Annotated in this window: 16 protein-coding genes; 5 read left to right on the forward strand and 11 right to left on the reverse strand. The window is 63.1% G+C overall.

Annotated elements, in window-relative coordinates:
* Nucleotides 1-23: 23 nt before the first annotated feature.
* Together REH59_RS08425 and REH59_RS08430 are read left to right on the forward strand one after the other, a co-directional pair.
* Nucleotides 24-404 carry a DUF2938 family protein gene (locus REH59_RS08425; protein ID WP_320450482.1) on the forward strand — a complete coding sequence of 127 codons (381 nt, stop codon included), beginning with the start codon at nucleotides 24-26 and terminating at the stop codon, nucleotides 402-404.
* A gap of 357 nt (nucleotides 405-761) precedes the next feature.
* Nucleotides 762-1,037 (forward strand): hypothetical protein, encoded by a 276-nt coding sequence (locus REH59_RS08430; RefSeq protein ID WP_128573572.1) that lies wholly within the window; start codon nucleotides 762-764, stop codon nucleotides 1,035-1,037.
* Nucleotides 1,038-1,240: 203 nt separating this feature from the next.
* Here REH59_RS08430 and REH59_RS08435 read toward each other — a convergent pair whose 3' ends face one another.
* Nucleotides 1,241-2,047 carry a substrate-binding periplasmic protein gene (locus tag REH59_RS08435; protein ID WP_014859411.1) on the reverse strand — a complete coding sequence of 269 codons (807 nt, stop codon included), beginning with the start codon at nucleotides 2,045-2,047 and terminating at the stop codon, nucleotides 1,241-1,243.
* Nucleotides 2,048-2,168: 121 nt separating this feature from the next.
* Between REH59_RS08435 and dnaX the strand changes: the two genes are divergently transcribed.
* From dnaX to recR, 3 genes are all read left to right on the forward strand, one after another.
* Nucleotides 2,169-4,256 (forward strand): DNA polymerase III subunit gamma/tau, encoded by a 2,088-nt coding sequence (dnaX, locus tag REH59_RS08440; RefSeq protein ID WP_014859410.1) that lies wholly within the window; start codon nucleotides 2,169-2,171, stop codon nucleotides 4,254-4,256.
* Between the two features lie 63 nt (nucleotides 4,257-4,319).
* Nucleotides 4,320-4,655, forward strand: a complete 336-nt coding sequence (locus REH59_RS08445) for a YbaB/EbfC family nucleoid-associated protein (protein ID WP_003254305.1) — start codon at nucleotides 4,320-4,322, stop codon at nucleotides 4,653-4,655.
* Nucleotides 4,656-4,950: 295 nt separating this feature from the next.
* Nucleotides 4,951-5,553: a recombination mediator RecR gene (gene recR, locus REH59_RS08450; RefSeq protein ID WP_003254304.1), complete on the forward strand. Its 603-nt coding sequence runs from the start codon at nucleotides 4,951-4,953 to the stop codon at nucleotides 5,551-5,553.
* Between the two features lie 118 nt (nucleotides 5,554-5,671).
* Here the strand turns inward: recR and REH59_RS08455 are convergent, their stop codons facing one another.
* From REH59_RS08455 to REH59_RS08500, 10 genes are all read right to left on the reverse strand, one after another.
* Nucleotides 5,672-6,220, reverse strand: coding sequence for an adenine phosphoribosyltransferase (locus tag REH59_RS08455; protein ID WP_003254303.1), 549 nt, complete (start codon nucleotides 6,218-6,220; stop codon nucleotides 5,672-5,674).
* Nucleotides 6,221-6,275: 55 nt separating this feature from the next.
* The gene (gene fnrA / locus REH59_RS08460) at nucleotides 6,276-7,010 is read right to left on the reverse strand and encodes a Crp/Fnr family transcriptional regulator FnrA (RefSeq protein WP_003254301.1); all 735 of its coding nucleotides are present in this window, start codon (nucleotides 7,008-7,010) and stop codon (nucleotides 6,276-6,278) included.
* 186 nt (nucleotides 7,011-7,196) lie between these two features.
* Nucleotides 7,197-8,579: an oxygen-independent coproporphyrinogen III oxidase gene (gene hemN / locus REH59_RS08465; RefSeq protein WP_014755840.1), complete on the reverse strand. Its 1,383-nt coding sequence runs from the start codon at nucleotides 8,577-8,579 to the stop codon at nucleotides 7,197-7,199.
* A gap of 105 nt (nucleotides 8,580-8,684) precedes the next feature.
* Complete coding sequence (locus tag REH59_RS08470) at nucleotides 8,685-9,404, reverse strand: sulfite exporter TauE/SafE family protein (protein ID WP_405124441.1); 720 nt, start codon at nucleotides 9,402-9,404, stop codon at nucleotides 8,685-8,687.
* Nucleotides 9,361-9,576, reverse strand: a complete 216-nt coding sequence (gene ccoS / locus REH59_RS08475) for a cbb3-type cytochrome oxidase assembly protein CcoS (RefSeq protein ID WP_010955011.1) — start codon at nucleotides 9,574-9,576, stop codon at nucleotides 9,361-9,363. The genes REH59_RS08470 and ccoS overlap by 44 nt, the downstream gene beginning before the upstream one ends.
* Entirely contained in the window at nucleotides 9,555-12,029 is a 2,475-nt protein-coding gene (locus REH59_RS08480) for a heavy metal translocating P-type ATPase (RefSeq protein ID WP_014859408.1), read from the reverse strand. Before REH59_RS08480 ends, ccoS begins: the two co-directional genes overlap by 22 nt.
* Before the next feature lie 136 nt (nucleotides 12,030-12,165).
* Nucleotides 12,166-12,696, reverse strand: a complete 531-nt coding sequence (locus REH59_RS08485; RefSeq protein ID WP_010955009.1) for a FixH family protein — start codon at nucleotides 12,694-12,696, stop codon at nucleotides 12,166-12,168.
* 15 nt (nucleotides 12,697-12,711) lie between these two features.
* Entirely contained in the window at nucleotides 12,712-14,127 is a 1,416-nt protein-coding gene (gene ccoG, locus REH59_RS08490; protein ID WP_004577070.1) for a cytochrome c oxidase accessory protein CcoG, read from the reverse strand.
* A 296-nt stretch (nucleotides 14,128-14,423) separates the two neighbouring features.
* Nucleotides 14,424-15,401, reverse strand: a complete 978-nt coding sequence (gene ccoP / locus REH59_RS08495) for a cytochrome-c oxidase, cbb3-type subunit III (RefSeq protein WP_014859407.1) — start codon at nucleotides 15,399-15,401, stop codon at nucleotides 14,424-14,426.
* Entirely contained in the window at nucleotides 15,398-15,589 is a 192-nt protein-coding gene (locus REH59_RS08500) for a cbb3-type cytochrome oxidase subunit 3 (protein ID WP_128573906.1), read from the reverse strand. Before REH59_RS08500 ends, ccoP begins: the two co-directional genes overlap by 4 nt.
* Nucleotides 15,590-15,594: the final 5 nt, after the last annotated feature.

The following is a 15,594-nucleotide window of genomic DNA, read 5'->3' on the forward strand; positions in this document are numbered from 1 at the left end:
GTAGGTGCCTGGAAAATTGCAACTTGCCGCGGCTGCACGACAAGTTGATCGGAGCATCCCTAGGTGGGCGTGTTTCGCACCAAGCGATTTCCAAAGCGGAACCGGTGCGAAATGAGTTGGCGTGGGGATGGGTGATTCACTACGCCACCGGCGTGCTTTTCGCGATGCTGCTGCTTGTGATCGTAGGGGAGGGCTGGTTGCGATCGCCAACTCTTTTACCTGCGGTAGTTGTGGGTGTGGGTACAGTCGTGGCGCCGCTGTGCTTCATGCAGCCGGCGATGGGGGCAGGGTTCTTTGCGTCCAGAACGCCGACACCTGCGCGGAACTGTCTGAAGAGCCTGGCCACGCATTTTGTGTTTGGTGTGGGGTTATTCTTGAGTGCGTATTTACGGGCTTTGGTGTGAAGACAGGGATCCCGATAACAGTAAGCACATGATCAGAGTGCCCACTTTAAGATAGGTCTGATAACAGTCTAGGAAAGCCCCTACACGTCAGGCAGGCATAGCGAATTATCCTACGTGTTCCGTCGACTCCCGTCTGATTGTCCCGGTCAACCTCGCCCACTAGGCTTTCGCGGTCGCTGTCAGTTCAGCGATCGGGTGTGGAAGCCTGGGTGGTTTGGCGGCTGTCGATATGACAGTTGTGCGTGGGAGGCCTTCGGGCCTGCCGGGTTTGCCATACCCCTGGTCTTCCACCCCGCGTACAACTGTCACCCTAAGTGTGGAAGCAAAAGGGTGCTCTCAGCCCGGTATGGTGAGCTCATGAAAAAATTGGTCCCCGATCCGCCCCACGTCTTTGATCTTCCCCAAGGCAAATCCCTTTCCCGCGCGATCAGCGAAGGCATCGTCCCGATGGAGTTCGCGTTGATGAATGTTTCCCACTACCTGATGTTCGCCTACAGCGATATCCGGCGGGCGCTTGAGCGCATTCAGGACGAAGAAACCAGGCAGTTGTTGGAGCATGGGTTGCGGGCCATGCAGATTGCCTGGGGGCAGGCGGATGCTGTCAGCTTGGCGTTTGAACGTAAAGGCCGGTGACATTGAGTTTGTGATAGCGATTGTGAGTGTGCCGCACAACGCTGTGGGAGCGGGCATGCCCGCGAAGAATATAGCGCGGTGGATGGCACGGGCTTCGCCCGTGTTCGCGGGCAAGCCCGCTCCCACAGGGATCGCTTTTAGAAATTGAGCAAGACAGTTGCTCCCACAGTGTTTGCGCAAGCGTTCGCGAAATGAGCAGGGCGTTAGTTGCGCTGGCTGTGTGCCGGCATTTTGCTGGGTATTTCGGGCCGGGCCACAGACATACTGTCCGGGTCGCCCGTCCCTCCATACCGCTGCAAAATCCGCTCGATCTCCCCCGACTGCTTCATTCTTACCAACGCCCGCAACAGCCCTTGTGTCGGTATCGCCGGATCGTTGCGCACCATGCACCCCAAATCCTGTTCCTCCAGCACTGTCAGCGCCTGCAATTGCTGCTCCGCTGGCAACCCTTGGTTAAACCACTGCAACGACAACTGGTTGCTCACCGCATGGCGATACCGGCCTGCCTGCAGCTTTTGCAGCACCAGCAACTGGCTGCGGCTGTCCTCACGGTGCAGCTGGCCGTGGTCCAGCAGCGGTTGAAGGGTTGAATAGGTGTAGCCCAGCACCGTGCCGATCGCCTGAGGTGGCAGTTGCTCGGGGGGTATCGGGGTGCTGTCACCGGCGCGGCCGACCAGTACGTCACGCTGATGAATCAGCGGGATACTCCACACAAAATCCCTTGGGCGGTCGTTGAGCCATTGGGTACTGACGTAGCAACGGACATCAATGTCGCCGTTGCTCATGGCCTCCTCCAGGCGCAGGCGGGCCATGACGTGGAACTCGGGGCGAGCGCCCACTTGCCTGGCAACGGCTTGCATCAGGTCGTAAAGCAATCCCTCCACTGGCTGATCGCCTTCGATGCGTACCAGCGGCATGCTCCAGCTCTCGGCTACGGAAAAGCGCAGCACCGGCTGGTCAGCCAGGCTGTTTGTAGACCACAGCAGTAACAGGGCCAGCAGTCTTCGCAAAGGCAATCCTCCCTGGACAATGCGCCATTCCAAGCTTAGACGAGTTGCGCAGGGTGCAATTTTGCCCCCGCTCCGCTAGCATTAGCGATCTTCCGCTCGATCAGGCTACGATGGTTTTTCGATGAGTTATCAGGTTCTTGCACGAAAATGGCGTCCGCGCTCGTTCCGCGAAATGGTCGGCCAGACCCATGTGCTCAAGGCCTTGATCAATGCCTTGGACAACCAGCGCCTGCACCATGCCTACCTGTTCACCGGTACCCGCGGCGTGGGCAAGACGACCATCGCCCGTATTATCGCCAAGTGCCTGAACTGTGAAACCGGCATCACCTCCACGCCCTGTGGCACCTGTTCGGTGTGCCGGGAAATCGACGAAGGCCGTTTTGTCGACCTGATCGAGATCGACGCCGCCAGCCGTACCAAGGTCGAGGACACCCGCGAACTGCTCGATAACGTGCAGTACGCCCCTAGCCGTGGGCGCTTCAAGGTCTACCTGATCGACGAAGTGCACATGCTCTCGACCCACTCGTTCAACGCCTTGCTCAAGACGCTGGAAGAGCCACCGCCCTACGTCAAGTTCATCCTCGCCACCACCGACCCGCAGAAGCTGCCGGCCACTATCCTGTCGCGCTGCCTGCAATTCTCGTTGAAGAACATGAGCCCGGAGCGGGTGGTGGAGCACCTCAGCCACGTACTGGCCGCCGAAAATGTACCGTTCGAGGAAGATGCCCTGTGGCTGCTGGGCCGTGCGGCCGATGGTTCCATGCGTGATGCCATGAGCCTGACCGACCAAGCCATCGCCTTTGGTGAAGGCAAGGTACTGGCTGCCGATGTACGTGCCATGTTGGGTAGCCTCGACCATGGCCAGGTGTATGGAGTCTTGCAGGCACTGCTCGAAGGCGATGCCAGAGCTTTGCTGGAGGCCGTGCGTAATCTGGCCGAGCAAGGGCCGGACTGGTCGGGCGTTCTGGCCGAAATGCTCAATGTGCTGCACCGTGTAGCCATTGCCCAGGCGCTGCCCGAAGCGGTAGACAACGGCCAGGGTGATCGCGAGCGGGTATTGGCGCTGGCTTCGGCGCTGCCGGCCGAGGATGTGCAGTTCTATTATCAGATGGGCCTGATAGGCCGCCGTGACCTGCCCCTTGCGCCGGACCCGCGCGGTGGCTTCGAGATGGTGCTGTTGCGCATGCTGGCGTTCCGCCCGGCAGACACGGACGACGCACCGAAGCCGGTGCTAAAGCCAGCGGGGATCAGCCAGGCCACAGCTGATCCTGCAGGGCAGGTGGCAGCCGCGGCGCCGGTCGAGCCTTCATCACCTGTCGCGGCTGTGCCGGCGGAGCCTGTAGCGCAAGCCCCGCAACTGGAGGTGCCTGTACCCGCGACGGCTGATCATGAGCCGGAGGCCGAGGCAGATGTTGAGCTGAAGGCCGAAGCCGAGGCCGAGGCCATCTCCGTACCTGAGCCTGTTGCCGAAGTGGTCGACTTGCCGTGGGAAGAGCCTGCCGTTGCGCCCGCGCCGTTAGCGGCTGAACTCGCGCCCGAACCGGCACCCGCGCCCGAGCCCGAGCCTGTTGCCCCGGTGGCGCCCCCACAGGCCACCCCGGCACACGACGAGCCGCCTTTCGACCCGTCTGCCTACGCTGCCGTGGGGATGGAGCGCGACGATGAGCCGCCGCTTGACGAAGACTATTACGGCGGCGAAAGCGATCCGGCAGGCTTCAGCTACCTGGACGAGCTGGCCGAACATGTTCAGGAAGACGTGTCCAAACCGGCGGCCGAACCGTTGCCGGCAGCCAAACCGGCCACCGGTCTGGCCCTGCAATGGCTGGAATTATTCCCACAGTTGCCTGTGTCCGGGATGACAGGCAACATCGCGGCAAACTGTACGCTGATTGCCGCCGATGGCGACGACTGGTTGCTGCATCTGGACCCGGGCCAGGGTGCGTTGTTCAACGCCACCCAGCAGCGGCGCCTGAACGAAGCGCTCAACCAGCACTTGGGGCGCACGCTGAACCTGCGCATCGAGCTGATCCTGCCCGAGCAGGAAACCCCGGCTCAGGCCGCAGCGCGCAAGCGTGCCGAGCGCCAGCAGGACGCCGTCGCGTCGATCGAGCAGGATCCGTTGATCCAGCAGATGATCAAGTTGTTCGGCGCCAAGGTGCGGCAGGATACTATTGAGCCTGTAGAAGCCCTGGCCAGTCAGGGCCAGTAACGGATAACCATGCGGCCGGCCCGGTGCCGGGCCGCATCACATGACCCAATCGAGGTATACCCCATGATGAAAGGTGGCATGGCCGGCCTGATGAAGCAGGCCCAGCAGATGCAGGAAAAAATGCAGAAGATGCAGGAAGAACTGGCCAACGCCGAAGTCACCGGTCAGTCCGGTGGCGGTCTGGTGAGCGTGGTGATGACCGGTCGTCACGACGTCAAGCGCGTCAGCATCGACCAGAGCCTGATGTCGACTGATGAAGACGACAAGGAAGTTCTGGAGGACCTCATTGCCGCTGCGCTGAACGACGCCGTGCGCAAGGTTGAGCAAAGCAGCCAGGAAAAGATGGGCGGCATGACCGCCGGCATGCAACTGCCGCCAGGCTTCAAGATGCCGTTCTAAGGCATTGAGGTACTCAAAAACGCCGCTGATATCAGCGGCGTTTTTTTTTGCGTAGATTTCACCCGGCTGCGGTCTGCTCCTTATGTGGAGGCGGCCTTGTGTCGCGAAAGGGGCGCGAAGCGGCCCCCGGATTCCAGCTTTGCAGCATAGAGTGCCGGGGCTGCTTAGCAGCCCTTTCGCGACACAAGGCCGCTCCCACAAAAAAGCAGACCTTGCAGGCTTTGGGCGAGGTGATTTGACGCCACCGCCCCCGCTGGGTATAAACCGCCTCTTATTGAATTGTCAGGCCTTTCCCATGAGCTTCAGCCCTCTCATCCGCCAACTGATCGACGGCCTGCGCATCTTGCCAGGCGTTGGCCAGAAAACCGCCCAGCGCATGGCCCTGCAACTGCTCGAGCGCGACCGCAGTGGCGGGCTGCGCCTGGCTCAGGCCTTGACCCAGGCCATGGAAGGGGTAGGGCATTGCCGCCAGTGTCGCACCCTCACCGAGCAGGAACTGTGCCCGCAGTGCGCCGACCCGCGCCGTGACGACACCCAGCTGTGCGTGGTCGAGGGGCCGACCGATGTGTATGCGGTGGAGCAGACGGGCTACCGTGGCCGTTACTTCGTGCTCAAGGGGCACCTGTCGCCGCTGGATGGCCTGGGGCCTGAGGCGATCGGTATTCCGCAGCTGATGGCGCGGATCGAAGAGCAGGGCACCTTTACCGAGGTGATCCTGGCGACCAACCCGACGGTGGAGGGGGAGGCGACGGCGCATTACATTGCCCAGTTGCTGAGCGAGAAAGGCTTGGTGGCGTCTCGCATTGCCCATGGTGTGCCGCTGGGCGGTGAGCTGGAGATGGTGGACGGTGGTACCTTGGCCCATGCCTTTGCAGGGCGCCGGCCCATTTCGCTCTGATTCATTGGGGCCGCTTGGCGGCCCATTCGCGGGTAAACCCGCGGCTACAAAAAATGCGCGGCCTTTGTAGGCGCGGGTTTACCCGCTGATGGGCTGCAAAGCAGCCCCAACAGCCCGCTCAGTACTCGCTGAGGGAAAACTCGGTCAGGCAGAAGGTAGGCACCCCGGCCGCCTGCAACCGGCGCGACCCGTCCAGTTCCGGCAGGTCGATGATCGCTGCCGCCTCGAACACCTGCGCCCCAGTACGACGCACCAGGTTGGCCGCCGCCAGCAGCGTACCGCCAGTAGCAATCAGGTCATCGAAGATCAGCACCGAGTCGCCTTCACACAGGCTGTCGGCATGCACTTCCAGGAAGGCCTCGCCGTACTCGGTCTGGTAACCCTCGCTCAACACGTCGGCCGGCAGCTTGCCCTGCTTGCGGAACAGGATCAGCGGCTTGTTCAGCTGGTGGGCGATGATCGAGCCGATCAGGAAACCCCGCGCGTCCATGGCGCCGATGTGGCTGAATTCAGCCTCGACATAGCGCTCGATGAACTGGTCGGCCACATAGCGCAGCCCGCGTGGCGACTGGAACAACGGGGTAATGTCGCGGAAGATCACACCCGGTTTGGGGAAGTCCACTACCGGGCGGATCAGGGCTTTGAGGTCGAAGGCTTCGCTGTGCATTGTTGCGGGTATCCTGGGAAAACGAATGCCCAAGTATACCCGCTAAAGACCAGCGTCAGGCCTCGATTGCACCACCGGCCAGCGCGCACAGCTGGATCGGGTCGAGGATGTGCACTTCCTTGCCCTCGGCGCGCAGCAGGCCGTTCTGCTGGAAGCGGGTGAACACCCGCGACACGGTTTCTACCGCCAGGCCAAGGTAATTGCCGATTTCGTTGCGCGACATGCTCAGGCGGAACTGATTGGCCGAATAGCCGCGGGCGCGGAAGCGCGCCGACAGGTTGACCAGGAAGGTGGCAATGCGCTCGTCGGCGGTCTTTTTCGACAGCAGCAGCATCATTTGCTGGTCGTCGCGGATTTCACGGCTCATTACCCGCATCAGCTGGCGGCGTAGCTGTGGCAGTTGTACCGATAGCTCGTCCAGCCGCTCGAAGGGGATTTCACACACCGAAGTGGTTTCCTGGGCCTGGGCCGATACCGGGTAGGCTTCGGTATCCATGCCTGACAGGCCGACCAATTCGCTGGGCAGGTGGAAGCCTGTGATCTGCTCTTCGCCGCTGTCGCTGAGGCTGAAGGTTTTCAGGGCCCCGGACCGTACTGCGTAGACCGAGCCAAAACTGTCACCCTGGCGGAACAGAAACTCGCCTTTCTTGAGCGGCCGCCCGCGTTTGACGATTTCATCCAGCGCGTCCATGTCTTCCAGGTTCAGCGAAAGAGGCAGGCACAGAGGGGCCAGGCTGCAATCCTTGCAATGGGCCTGGTTGTGTGGGCGCAGTTTGACTGGCTCGGACATTTGAATCGATCCTTGTGGGAAAGCACACATAAGTCGTAAGGGTAACTCACGACACAGGGTGTAGGCCAGTGTGCGCGGTGATGGTGCGCGCTGGCGAAACCCCGGCAGGTGGCCTGCCGGGAGTCCTTGTGTGCTCATAGTGTGCCTGACAAGGAAGCTTGTCCATGCGGTTGAACGCCTTGTTTTTCAGATCACTCGCGAGAAGCGCTGGCGGTTGTGCATCGCCAGATAGGCGTCGAACACCATGCATACCGAGCGCGCCAGCAGCCGGCCGGCGGGCAGGATGCGAATGCCCTTGTCGTCCAGGCTGATCAGGCCGTCGCGCTGCAAGGTCAGCAGCTCGGGCCAGAGGTCGTTGAAGTAACCGCGAAAATCCAGAGTGAAAGCCTGTTCGATGGGTTCGAAATCCAGCTCGAAATGGCAGATCAGTTGCTGGATCACTGCCCGGCGTATGCGGTCGTCGTGGTTGCACAGCAAGCCGCGCTGGGTGGCCAGCTGGGCGTTGGACAGGCTGTCCTGGTAGGTGTTGAGGTCACTGCTGTTCTGGCAGTACAGGTCGCCGATCTGGCTGATCGCCGACACGCCCAGGCCAATCAGGTCGCAGTGCCCGTGGGTGGTGTAGCCCTGGAAGTTGCGCTGCAAGGTGCCTTCTTCCTGGGCAATGGCCAGTTCGTCGTCGGGCAGGGCGAAGTGGTCCATGCCGATGTAGCGGTAACCGGCGGCGGTCAGTTGGTCGATGGTGGCGTGCAGCATCTCCAGCTTGGCGGCCGCGCTGGGCAGATCGTTGCTGTCAATGCGCCGTTGCGGCATGAAGCGTTCGGGAAGGTGAGCGTAGTTGAACACCGACAGGCGGTCGGGCTGCAGGCGGATCACCTCTTCGACGGTGCGGGCAAAGCCTTCCGGGGTTTGCTTGGGCAGGCCGTAGATCAAGTCGAGGTTGACCGAGCGAAACTGCAGCGTGCGCGCAGCCTCGATCAAGGTGCGGGTCTGTTCCAGGCTCTGCAGGCGGTTGATCGCGCGCTGCACGGCCGGGTCGAGGTCCTGTACACCCAGGCTGACGCGGTTGAAGCCCAGTTCGCGAAGCAGGCCCATGGTCGACCAGTCGGCTTCGCGAGGGTCGATCTCGATGCCGTAGTCGCCGGAATCGTCGTCCAGCAGGTGGAAGTGCTGGCGCAGGGTGGCCATCAGCTGGCGCAGTTCCACATGGCTGAGGAAGGTCGGTGTGCCGCCGCCAAAATGCAGCTGTTCAACACGTTGTTTAGGGTCCAGGTGGCAGGCGATCAGCTGGATTTCCTGCTCCAGGCGCTGCAGGTAGGGCGCAGCGCGCGCACGGTCTTTGGTGATGACCTTGTTGCAGGCGCAGTAGTAGCAGATGTTGGCGCAGAACGGCACATGCACGTACAGCGACAGCGGGCGCACGGCCCGTCGGCTCTCGCGCAGGGCGTTGAGCAGGTCGAACGAACCCACCTCGCTGTGCAGTTGCACGGCGGTTGGGTAAGAGGTGTAGCGTGGCCCGGCGAGATCGTAGCGGCGGATCAGGTCGGTATCCCAACGGAGGTCGTCGAGCATGAGGGTAGTCCCCGGAAAGAGCAGCAGTGCACCGGAGTCTATGGCCGTCTGTAGGAAACTGTGTTGATTTGTATCAAGGGCATTGGGGCTGCTTTGCAGCCCCCGTCAATGCCCCATCAGCCAGTGCTGGTGTGGGCCCGGCAGGGTCCAGACACCGAATAGCATCACCAGCACACCGCCCGCCACGCGCACGCTGCGTCGCCGCAACAGGGCGTTTACCCGTTCGGCAGCCAGCCCGGTTGCCAGCAACACCGGCCAGGTGCCCACCCCGAACGCCAGCATCAACCCGGCGCTGTAGCCGGCATTGCCCTGGCTGGCCGCCCACAGCAGGGTGCTGTACACCAGCCCGCACGGCAGCCAGCCCCAAAGGGCGCCCAGCAGCAATGCCCGAGGGAGGCTGGACACTGGCAGCAATCGCGACGCCACTGGCTGGATATGCCGCCACAACCCGCGGCCCAGCGCCTCGATACGGGTCAGCCCGCTCCACCAGCCGGCCAGGTACAGGCCCATGGCAATCAGCAGCAGCGCTGCAGCCACCCGCAGCGCCAGCGCTGCCGGGCTGCTGGCCACGGCCCAGCCGGCCAGGCCCAGCAACAGGCCGGCGCAGGCATAGCTGAAAATGCGCCCCAGGTTGTACGCCAGCAACAGGCGCAGGCGCTTGCCGCGTTGTTCGGGGGGGATGGCCAAGGTCAGTGCGCCCATCAGGCCGCCGCACATGCCCAGGCAGTGACCGCCCCCTAGCAGGCCAAGGACCAGTGCCGAGCCCAGCAGCGCAAGCAGGTCAGGCACGGGGTGGTGGTTCCTTGTCGGTGTCGGCTGCGGCATCGTCAGGCTTCACTGCCGCCTGGTGGCGCGGGTCCTGATCGTCGAACAGTATGCTGTGGGCGGGGCCTTCAAGGTCATCGTACTGACCGCTGTCGACCGCCCAGAAGAAGATGTACACGGCCACGCCGACCAGCAGCAGCGCTGCCGGGATCATGACATAGAGGGCGGGCATGGCGACTTCCTCCCGGGTAAAGGGGCTTCGTGGGGCAGCGGGCCCGAGGCCACGGGCATCCGGGTCAGGCGCAGGGCATTGAGCACCACGATCAGCGAGCTGACCGACATGCCGATGGCGGCCCACACCGGCGTGATCCAGCCGAGCGCGGCGAACGGCAACATCAGGCCATTATACAGGGTCGCCCACAGCAGGTTCTCGAGGATGTTGCGGCGGGTGCGGCGGGCCAGCTCGAACGCCTGCACCAGCGCTTGCAGGCGGTTGGACAGCAAGACGGCGTCGGCACTGGTCTTGGCCAGGTCGGTGGCGCTGCCCATGGCGATGCTGATATCGGCGGCGGCCAGTACCGGTACATCGTTGACCCCGTCGCCGAGCATCAGCACCTTGCGCCCGTCAGCCTGCAGGGCTTTCAGGCGGTCCAGTTTGTCATCCGGGCGCAGGCCGCCTATGGCCTGCTCGATACCCAGCTGCGCGGCCACTTCGGCAACCATCGGCGAGCTGTCGCCCGACAGCAGCAGGGTGTGCCAGCCCCGCGCCTTGCAGGCAGCGAGCAGGGCCGGGGCATCGTCGCGCAGGCGGTCATCCAGGCCGAACCAGGCCATGGGGCCCTGGCGGTCGCCCAGCAGCAGCCACTGGCCGCGAGGCTCGGGCACAGCGGGGATTTCCGCACCACTCAAGGCGCAGACGAAGGTAGCCTGACCAATGCGCAGGCGCTGGCCGTCGACCAGCCCCTCCAGGCCCAGGCCGGGTACGCTCTGTACGTCATCGGCAGGCGTGGCGGTACGACCAAAGGCGCGAGCGATGGGGTGTTCGGAGCGGTTTTCCAGCGCCGCGGCCAGGGCCAGGCAGCGGTCGGCGGCCTGGCTGCCGAGCGGGCGGATGCTGCGCAAGGTCAGGCGGCCCTCGGTCAGTGTGCCGGTCTTGTCGAAGATCACCGTGTCGATCTGATTCAGGCCCTCCAGCACATGGCCGCGGGTCACCAGCAGGCCAAGCTTGTGCAGGGTTCCGGTGGCGGCGGTCAGTGCGGTTGGCGTAGCCAAAGACAGGGCACAAGGGCAGGTGGCCACGAGCATGGCCAGCACGATCCAGAACGCCCTTGTCGGGTCCAGGTGCCACCACCACAGGCCGATGGCAACGGCGGCCAGCAGCGAGAACAGCAGGAACCACTGCGAGGCGCGATCGGCAATTTCCGCCAGGCGCGGTTTTTCAGTCTGGGCGCGTTCCAGCAGGCGGACGATGGCCGACAAGCGTGAGTCATGGCCGAGGGCTTCCACTTCCACATTCAGCGCGCTTTCAACGTTCAGCGTACCGCCAGTGACCCGCTCACCCACCCGGCGTGGTTGCGGCAGATACTCGCCGGTCAGCAGCGATTCGTCGACGCTGGAGCGGCCCTCGACGATGCGCCCGTCGGCAGGGATGACCGCGCCGGGCAGCACCTGCACGGTGTCGCCGCACTGTAACTCGCTGAGCAGGATGCGTTCGCTGCGCCCGATGGCGTCCAGGCGCAGGCATGAGGCGGGCAGCAGGTTGACCAGCTGCGCAGTGGCCGCCGCTGTGCGCTCGCGGGCGCGGCGCTCCAGGTAGCGGCCGGTCAGCAGGAACAGGGCGAACATGCCCACCGTGTCGAAATAAAGCTCGCCGCTGCCAGTGATGGCTGTCCAGATGCCGGCGCCGAACGCCAGGCCAATGGCCAGCGACACCGAAACGTCCATGGTCAGGTGGCGCGTTCGCAAGTCGCGCGCCGCGCCCTTGAAGAAGGGCGCGCAGCTGTAGAACACGATGGGAATGGTCAGGAACAGCGCCACCCAGCGCAGGATGGTGTGTAACTCGGGTGTCAGGTCGATGTTGAATTCCGGCCAAGTGGCCATGGTCGCCATCATCGCCTGGAACCACAGCAGCCCGGCCACGCCCAGGCGGCGTAGGGCGCTGCGGTTTTCCCGGGCCAATTGCTCGGCGGCCTGGTCAGGCTGGTAGGGGTGGGCGGCGTAGCCGATCTGGCGAAGTTCGGCGAGCAGGCGCGACAGCGGCAGTTGCTTGTCGTCCCAGTTCAGCGCCAGGCGGTGGTTGGACAGGTTCAAACGGGCTTCGGCGACACCGGGCAGGTTGCGCAAGTGCTTTTCGATCAGCCAGCCGCAGGCGGCGCAGCTGATGCCCTCGACAAGCAAGGTGGTTTCGGCCAGCTCGCCCTGGTGGCGGACGAAGGTTTGCTGCACGTCACTGCGGTCGTACAGGGCCAGTTCGTCCTGCAGTTGCTTGGGCAGGGCTTCGGGGTTGGCGCTGTTGTCGCTGCGGTGCTGGTAGTAATGTTCCAGGCCACCCGCGACGATCGACTCAGCCACCGCCTGGCAACCGGGGCAGCAGAACTGCCGCGGCTGGCCGAGGACCACGGCGGTGAAGCGGCTGCCAGTGGGGACGGGCAGGGCGCAGTGGTAGCAGGGGGTCGGTTGGGTCATAGGGCAGACACTGCTCAGGCAGATAGGAAACCCTGTGGGAGCGGGCGCGCCCGCGAATGCGTCAGACCTGAAAATACCTTTGCCTGAGCTATCGCATTCGCGGGCGTGCCCGCTCCCACAGGGATTTGCGGTGTTGCTACTGTTGGTGTTCGGCGCCTTGCAGGGCTTCGTCACCCAACTGCAAGGTCACACCATGCGCCACTTTTTCCTCTTCGAACAGGCGCCACACCTGGCCCCCTTCGCTGCCCAGCAGTTCCACAAAGCGCCGCCCGTCGACCTTGTCCTCCAGTTGTCCCACATAGCGTCCTGCTTCGACACGGCTCAGCAGCACCTTGCGGTCCTTCTCTGGCTGGGTTGGCGAAATCAGGTTCAGCTCCAGGTTTTGCGGGCCACTGCTACCGGTCAGGCGCAGGTCCACTTCGCCGGTCAGTTCGTCCAGATGCACGCTGGCTTTCAGGCCAAGCTGCTGCGCCAGCAGCTCGCGGTCCAGCGAGCGGTTGATGCCCTTGCCGGCCTCGTAGTAGTTGTCATTCACCAGGTTGTCCGGGTTGTGCACAGCGATGCTGACCATGGTCAGGCTCAGGCACACCGAGGTGGTGAGAATGCCGATGATGATCCAGGGCCAGAGGTGCTTGTACCAGGGGCTGGCGGCGGTGGCGGCAGGCATTGTGCGTTATCTCTCTTAGCGGATCTGTGGGCCGATGAAACGGCTCTTGGCTTCAACCTGGGCGTCGCTGTCGTCGGCGCTCTTGAGGATGAAGGTGATTTCGTTGGTGGTCGATGGCAGCTTCTCGGGGGCAACCGACAGCTGCACGGGAAGGCTGACGATGTCACCGGCGGCCACGCGGATCTCGCGCTGGCCTTCAAGCTTGAGGTCCGGCAGGCCGGCGGCGTCCAGCACGTAGACGTGATCGCGCTGATCCTTGTTCATTACCTTCAGGCTGTACACGTTCTCGATCCGGCCCTGGGCGTTTTCGCGGTACAGCACGCGGTCTTTGCTGACGTCGAAACCGACCAGCGAACGGGTGGCGAAGGCCGTCGCCAGCCCGATCATCATCACCAGCAGTACCACGGCATAGCCGATCAGACGCGGGCGCAGCAGGTGGGTCTTCTGCCCGGACAGGTTGTGTTCGGTGGTGTAGCTGATCAGGCCTTTGGGGTAGTTCATCTTGTCCATGATGCTGTCGCAGGCGTCGATACAGGCGGCGCAGCCGATGCACTCGATCTGCAGGCCGTCACGGATGTCGATGCCGGTCGGGCAGACCTGCACGCACATGGTGCAGTCGATGCAGTCACCCAGGCCCTGGGCTTTGTAGTCGGTATCTTTCTTGCGCGGGCCGCGGGTTTCGCCACGGCGTGGGTCGTAGGACACGATCAGCGTGTCCTTGTCGAACATCACGCTCTGGAAGCGGGCATAGGGGCACATGTACACGCACACCTGTTCGCGTAGCCAGCCGGCGTTGCCGTAGGTGGCGAGGGTGAAGAAACCGACCCAGAAGTAGGCCCAGCCATCGGCCTGGCCCGTGAAGAATTCGACCACCAGCTCACGGATCGGCGAAAAGTAGCCGACAAAGGTCATGCCGGTGACAAAGCCGATCAGCAGCCACAGGCTGTGCTTGGTGAATTTGCGCAGGAACTTGTTGCCGCTCATGGGGGCTTTGTCGAGCTTCATGCGCTGGTTGCGGTCACCCTCGGTGACCTTTTCGCACCACATGAAAATCCAGGTCCACACGCTTTGCGGGCAGGTGTAGCCACACCACACCCGGCCGGCGAACACAGTGATGAAGAACAGGCCGAAGGCGGCGACGATGAGAATGCCCGAGAGCAGGATGAAGTCTTGCGGCCAGATGGTGGCGCCGAAGATGTAGAACTTGCGTTCGGGCAGGTTCCACCACACGGCCTGGTGCCCTCCCCAGTTCAGCCACACGGTGCCGAAGTACAGCAGGAACAGTGCGGCACCCCCGACCATGCGCAGACGACGGAACAGGCCGGTGAAGGCGCGGGTGTAGATCTTTTCCCGGGAAGCGTAGAGGTCGACGGAATCCTTCCCTTTGCTGGCAGGCGGGGTGACATCATGTACCGGAATTTGCTTGCTCATCATCAAGTCCCACGGCAGTGGAGAAACGCCGCGGCCTGTGCGTGCGGGCCGCAGTCTCGCGCAATCTGCTAGCGCTCTGCGGTCCATGATACGCCGCTGAGGGCAGCATGGGATCGCACTGCGACCTTTAGTCGCGTTGGGTTCGTGGTATGAAACGTGTTATGGCGGGTGTCAATTGATCCAGGTCATCAGCCTGCGAGAAATGCTGTGCCAGTACCGGCCTCTTCGCGGGTAAACCCGCTCCTACAAGGATCCTGTGTAGGAGCGGGTTTACCCGCGAACAGGCCAGGCCTGCCTTACTCAGCCTTGGCCGGCTCAGCCTGGTGCGACAGGCTGTACACATAAGCTGCCAGCAAGTGCACCTTGTCGTTGCCCTGCAGCTGTTCCTGGGCCGGCATCTGCCCCTGGCGGCCATAACGGATAGTCTGCTGCAACTGGGCAAAGCTCGAGCCGTAGATGAACGCCTGCGGGTGGGTCAGGTTCGGTGCGCCCATGGCGGGCGTGCCTTTGCCTTCCGGCCCGTGGCAGGCCACGCAGTTGGCTGCGAAGATCTTCTGCCCGTTCTCCACATCGGCCTTAGCCCCCTCAGGCAATGTGCGGCCATCGAGTTTGCTGACCACGAACGCAGCCACGTCGGCCACGCCCTGGTCACCGATCACTTCGGCCCAGGCCGGCATCACGCCATGACGACCGCCCATGATGGTGGTCTTGATGGTGTCCGGTTCGCCGCCCCAGCGCCAGTCGTTGTCGGTCAGGTTGGGGAAGCCGAAGGCGCCCTTGGCGTCGGAGCCGTGGCACACCGAACAGTTGGAGGCGAACAGCCGCGCACCCATTTTCAATGCCTGTGGGTCCTTGGCCACTTCTTCGATCGGCATGGCCGCGAACTTGGCGAAGATCGGCCCGAAGCGGGCGTCGGCCTTGGCCATTTCCTTTTCCCATTCGTGCACGCCGGTCCAGCCCGGCTGGCCGTTGGAAAACTCGGTCTGCTTGTCGTTATCCAGGTACGAATAGCCCGGCAGGACGCCTTTCCAGTTGCCCAGGCCCGGGTATAGCACCAGGTAGCCGAGGGCAAAGATGATGGTGCCGACGAACAGCCAGAACCACCATTTCGGCAGCGGGTTGTCGTATTCCTCGATGCCATCGAAGGCATGCCCGACGGTTTCGTCGGTAACCTCTTCGCGCTGGCCCTTGCGGGTCGACAGCAGCAGCCAGGTCAACGAGAAGATGGTGCCCAGGGTCAGGACGGTAACGTACAGACTCCAGAAGGTTGTCATTGTTGTTTGCTCCTAGAAGCTTTTGCTTGCTCGACGTGCCGAGTGGCCTCGGGGTCATCCGCGAAGGGCAGTTGGGTCGCTTCGTCGAAGTCCTTTTTACGCCGTGGGTTGAATACCCACAGCGCCAGGCCCACGAAGGCCACCATCACCACGACGGTGCCCAGGCCGCGAATCATCCCGATATCCATCAGCG

This window comes from Pseudomonas sp. BO3-4 (assembly GCF_034044115.1).
Taxonomy (GTDB): Bacteria; Pseudomonadota; Gammaproteobacteria; order Pseudomonadales; family Pseudomonadaceae; genus Aquipseudomonas; species Aquipseudomonas alloputida.

Excerpts from the sequence above, each read along its gene's own strand:
- REH59_RS08430 (WP_128573572.1), top strand. The coding sequence starts at position 762 with ATGAAAAAATTGGTCCCCGATCCGCCCCACGTCTTTGATCTTCCCCAA.
- dnaX (WP_014859410.1), top strand. The coding sequence starts at position 2,169 with ATGAGTTATCAGGTTCTTGCACGAAAATGGCGTCCGCGCTCGTTCCGC.
- REH59_RS08445 (WP_003254305.1), top strand. The coding sequence starts at position 4,320 with ATGATGAAAGGTGGCATGGCCGGCCTGATGAAGCAGGCCCAGCAGATG.
- recR (WP_003254304.1), top strand. The coding sequence starts at position 4,951 with ATGAGCTTCAGCCCTCTCATCCGCCAACTGATCGACGGCCTGCGCATC.
- REH59_RS08455 (WP_003254303.1), bottom strand. The coding sequence starts at position 6,220 with ATGCACAGCGAAGCCTTCGACCTCAAAGCCCTGATCCGCCCGGTAGTG.
- fnrA (WP_003254301.1), bottom strand. The coding sequence starts at position 7,010 with ATGTCCGAGCCAGTCAAACTGCGCCCACACAACCAGGCCCATTGCAAG.
- hemN (WP_014755840.1), bottom strand. The coding sequence starts at position 8,579 with ATGCTCGACGACCTCCGTTGGGATACCGACCTGATCCGCCGCTACGAT.
- REH59_RS08470 (WP_405124441.1), bottom strand. The coding sequence starts at position 9,404 with ATGCCGCAGCCGACACCGACAAGGAACCACCACCCCGTGCCTGACCTG.
- ccoS (WP_010955011.1), bottom strand. The coding sequence starts at position 9,576 with ATGCCCGCCCTCTATGTCATGATCCCGGCAGCGCTGCTGCTGGTCGGC.
- REH59_RS08480 (WP_014859408.1), bottom strand. The coding sequence starts at position 12,029 with ATGACCCAACCGACCCCCTGCTACCACTGCGCCCTGCCCGTCCCCACT.
- REH59_RS08485 (WP_010955009.1), bottom strand. The coding sequence starts at position 12,696 with ATGCCTGCCGCCACCGCCGCCAGCCCCTGGTACAAGCACCTCTGGCCC.
- ccoG (WP_004577070.1), bottom strand. The coding sequence starts at position 14,127 with ATGAGCAAGCAAATTCCGGTACATGATGTCACCCCGCCTGCCAGCAAA.
- ccoP (WP_014859407.1), bottom strand. The coding sequence starts at position 15,401 with ATGACAACCTTCTGGAGTCTGTACGTTACCGTCCTGACCCTGGGCACC.
- REH59_RS08500 (WP_128573906.1), bottom strand. The coding sequence starts at position 15,589 with ATGGATATCGGGATGATTCGCGGCCTGGGCACCGTCGTGGTGATGGTG.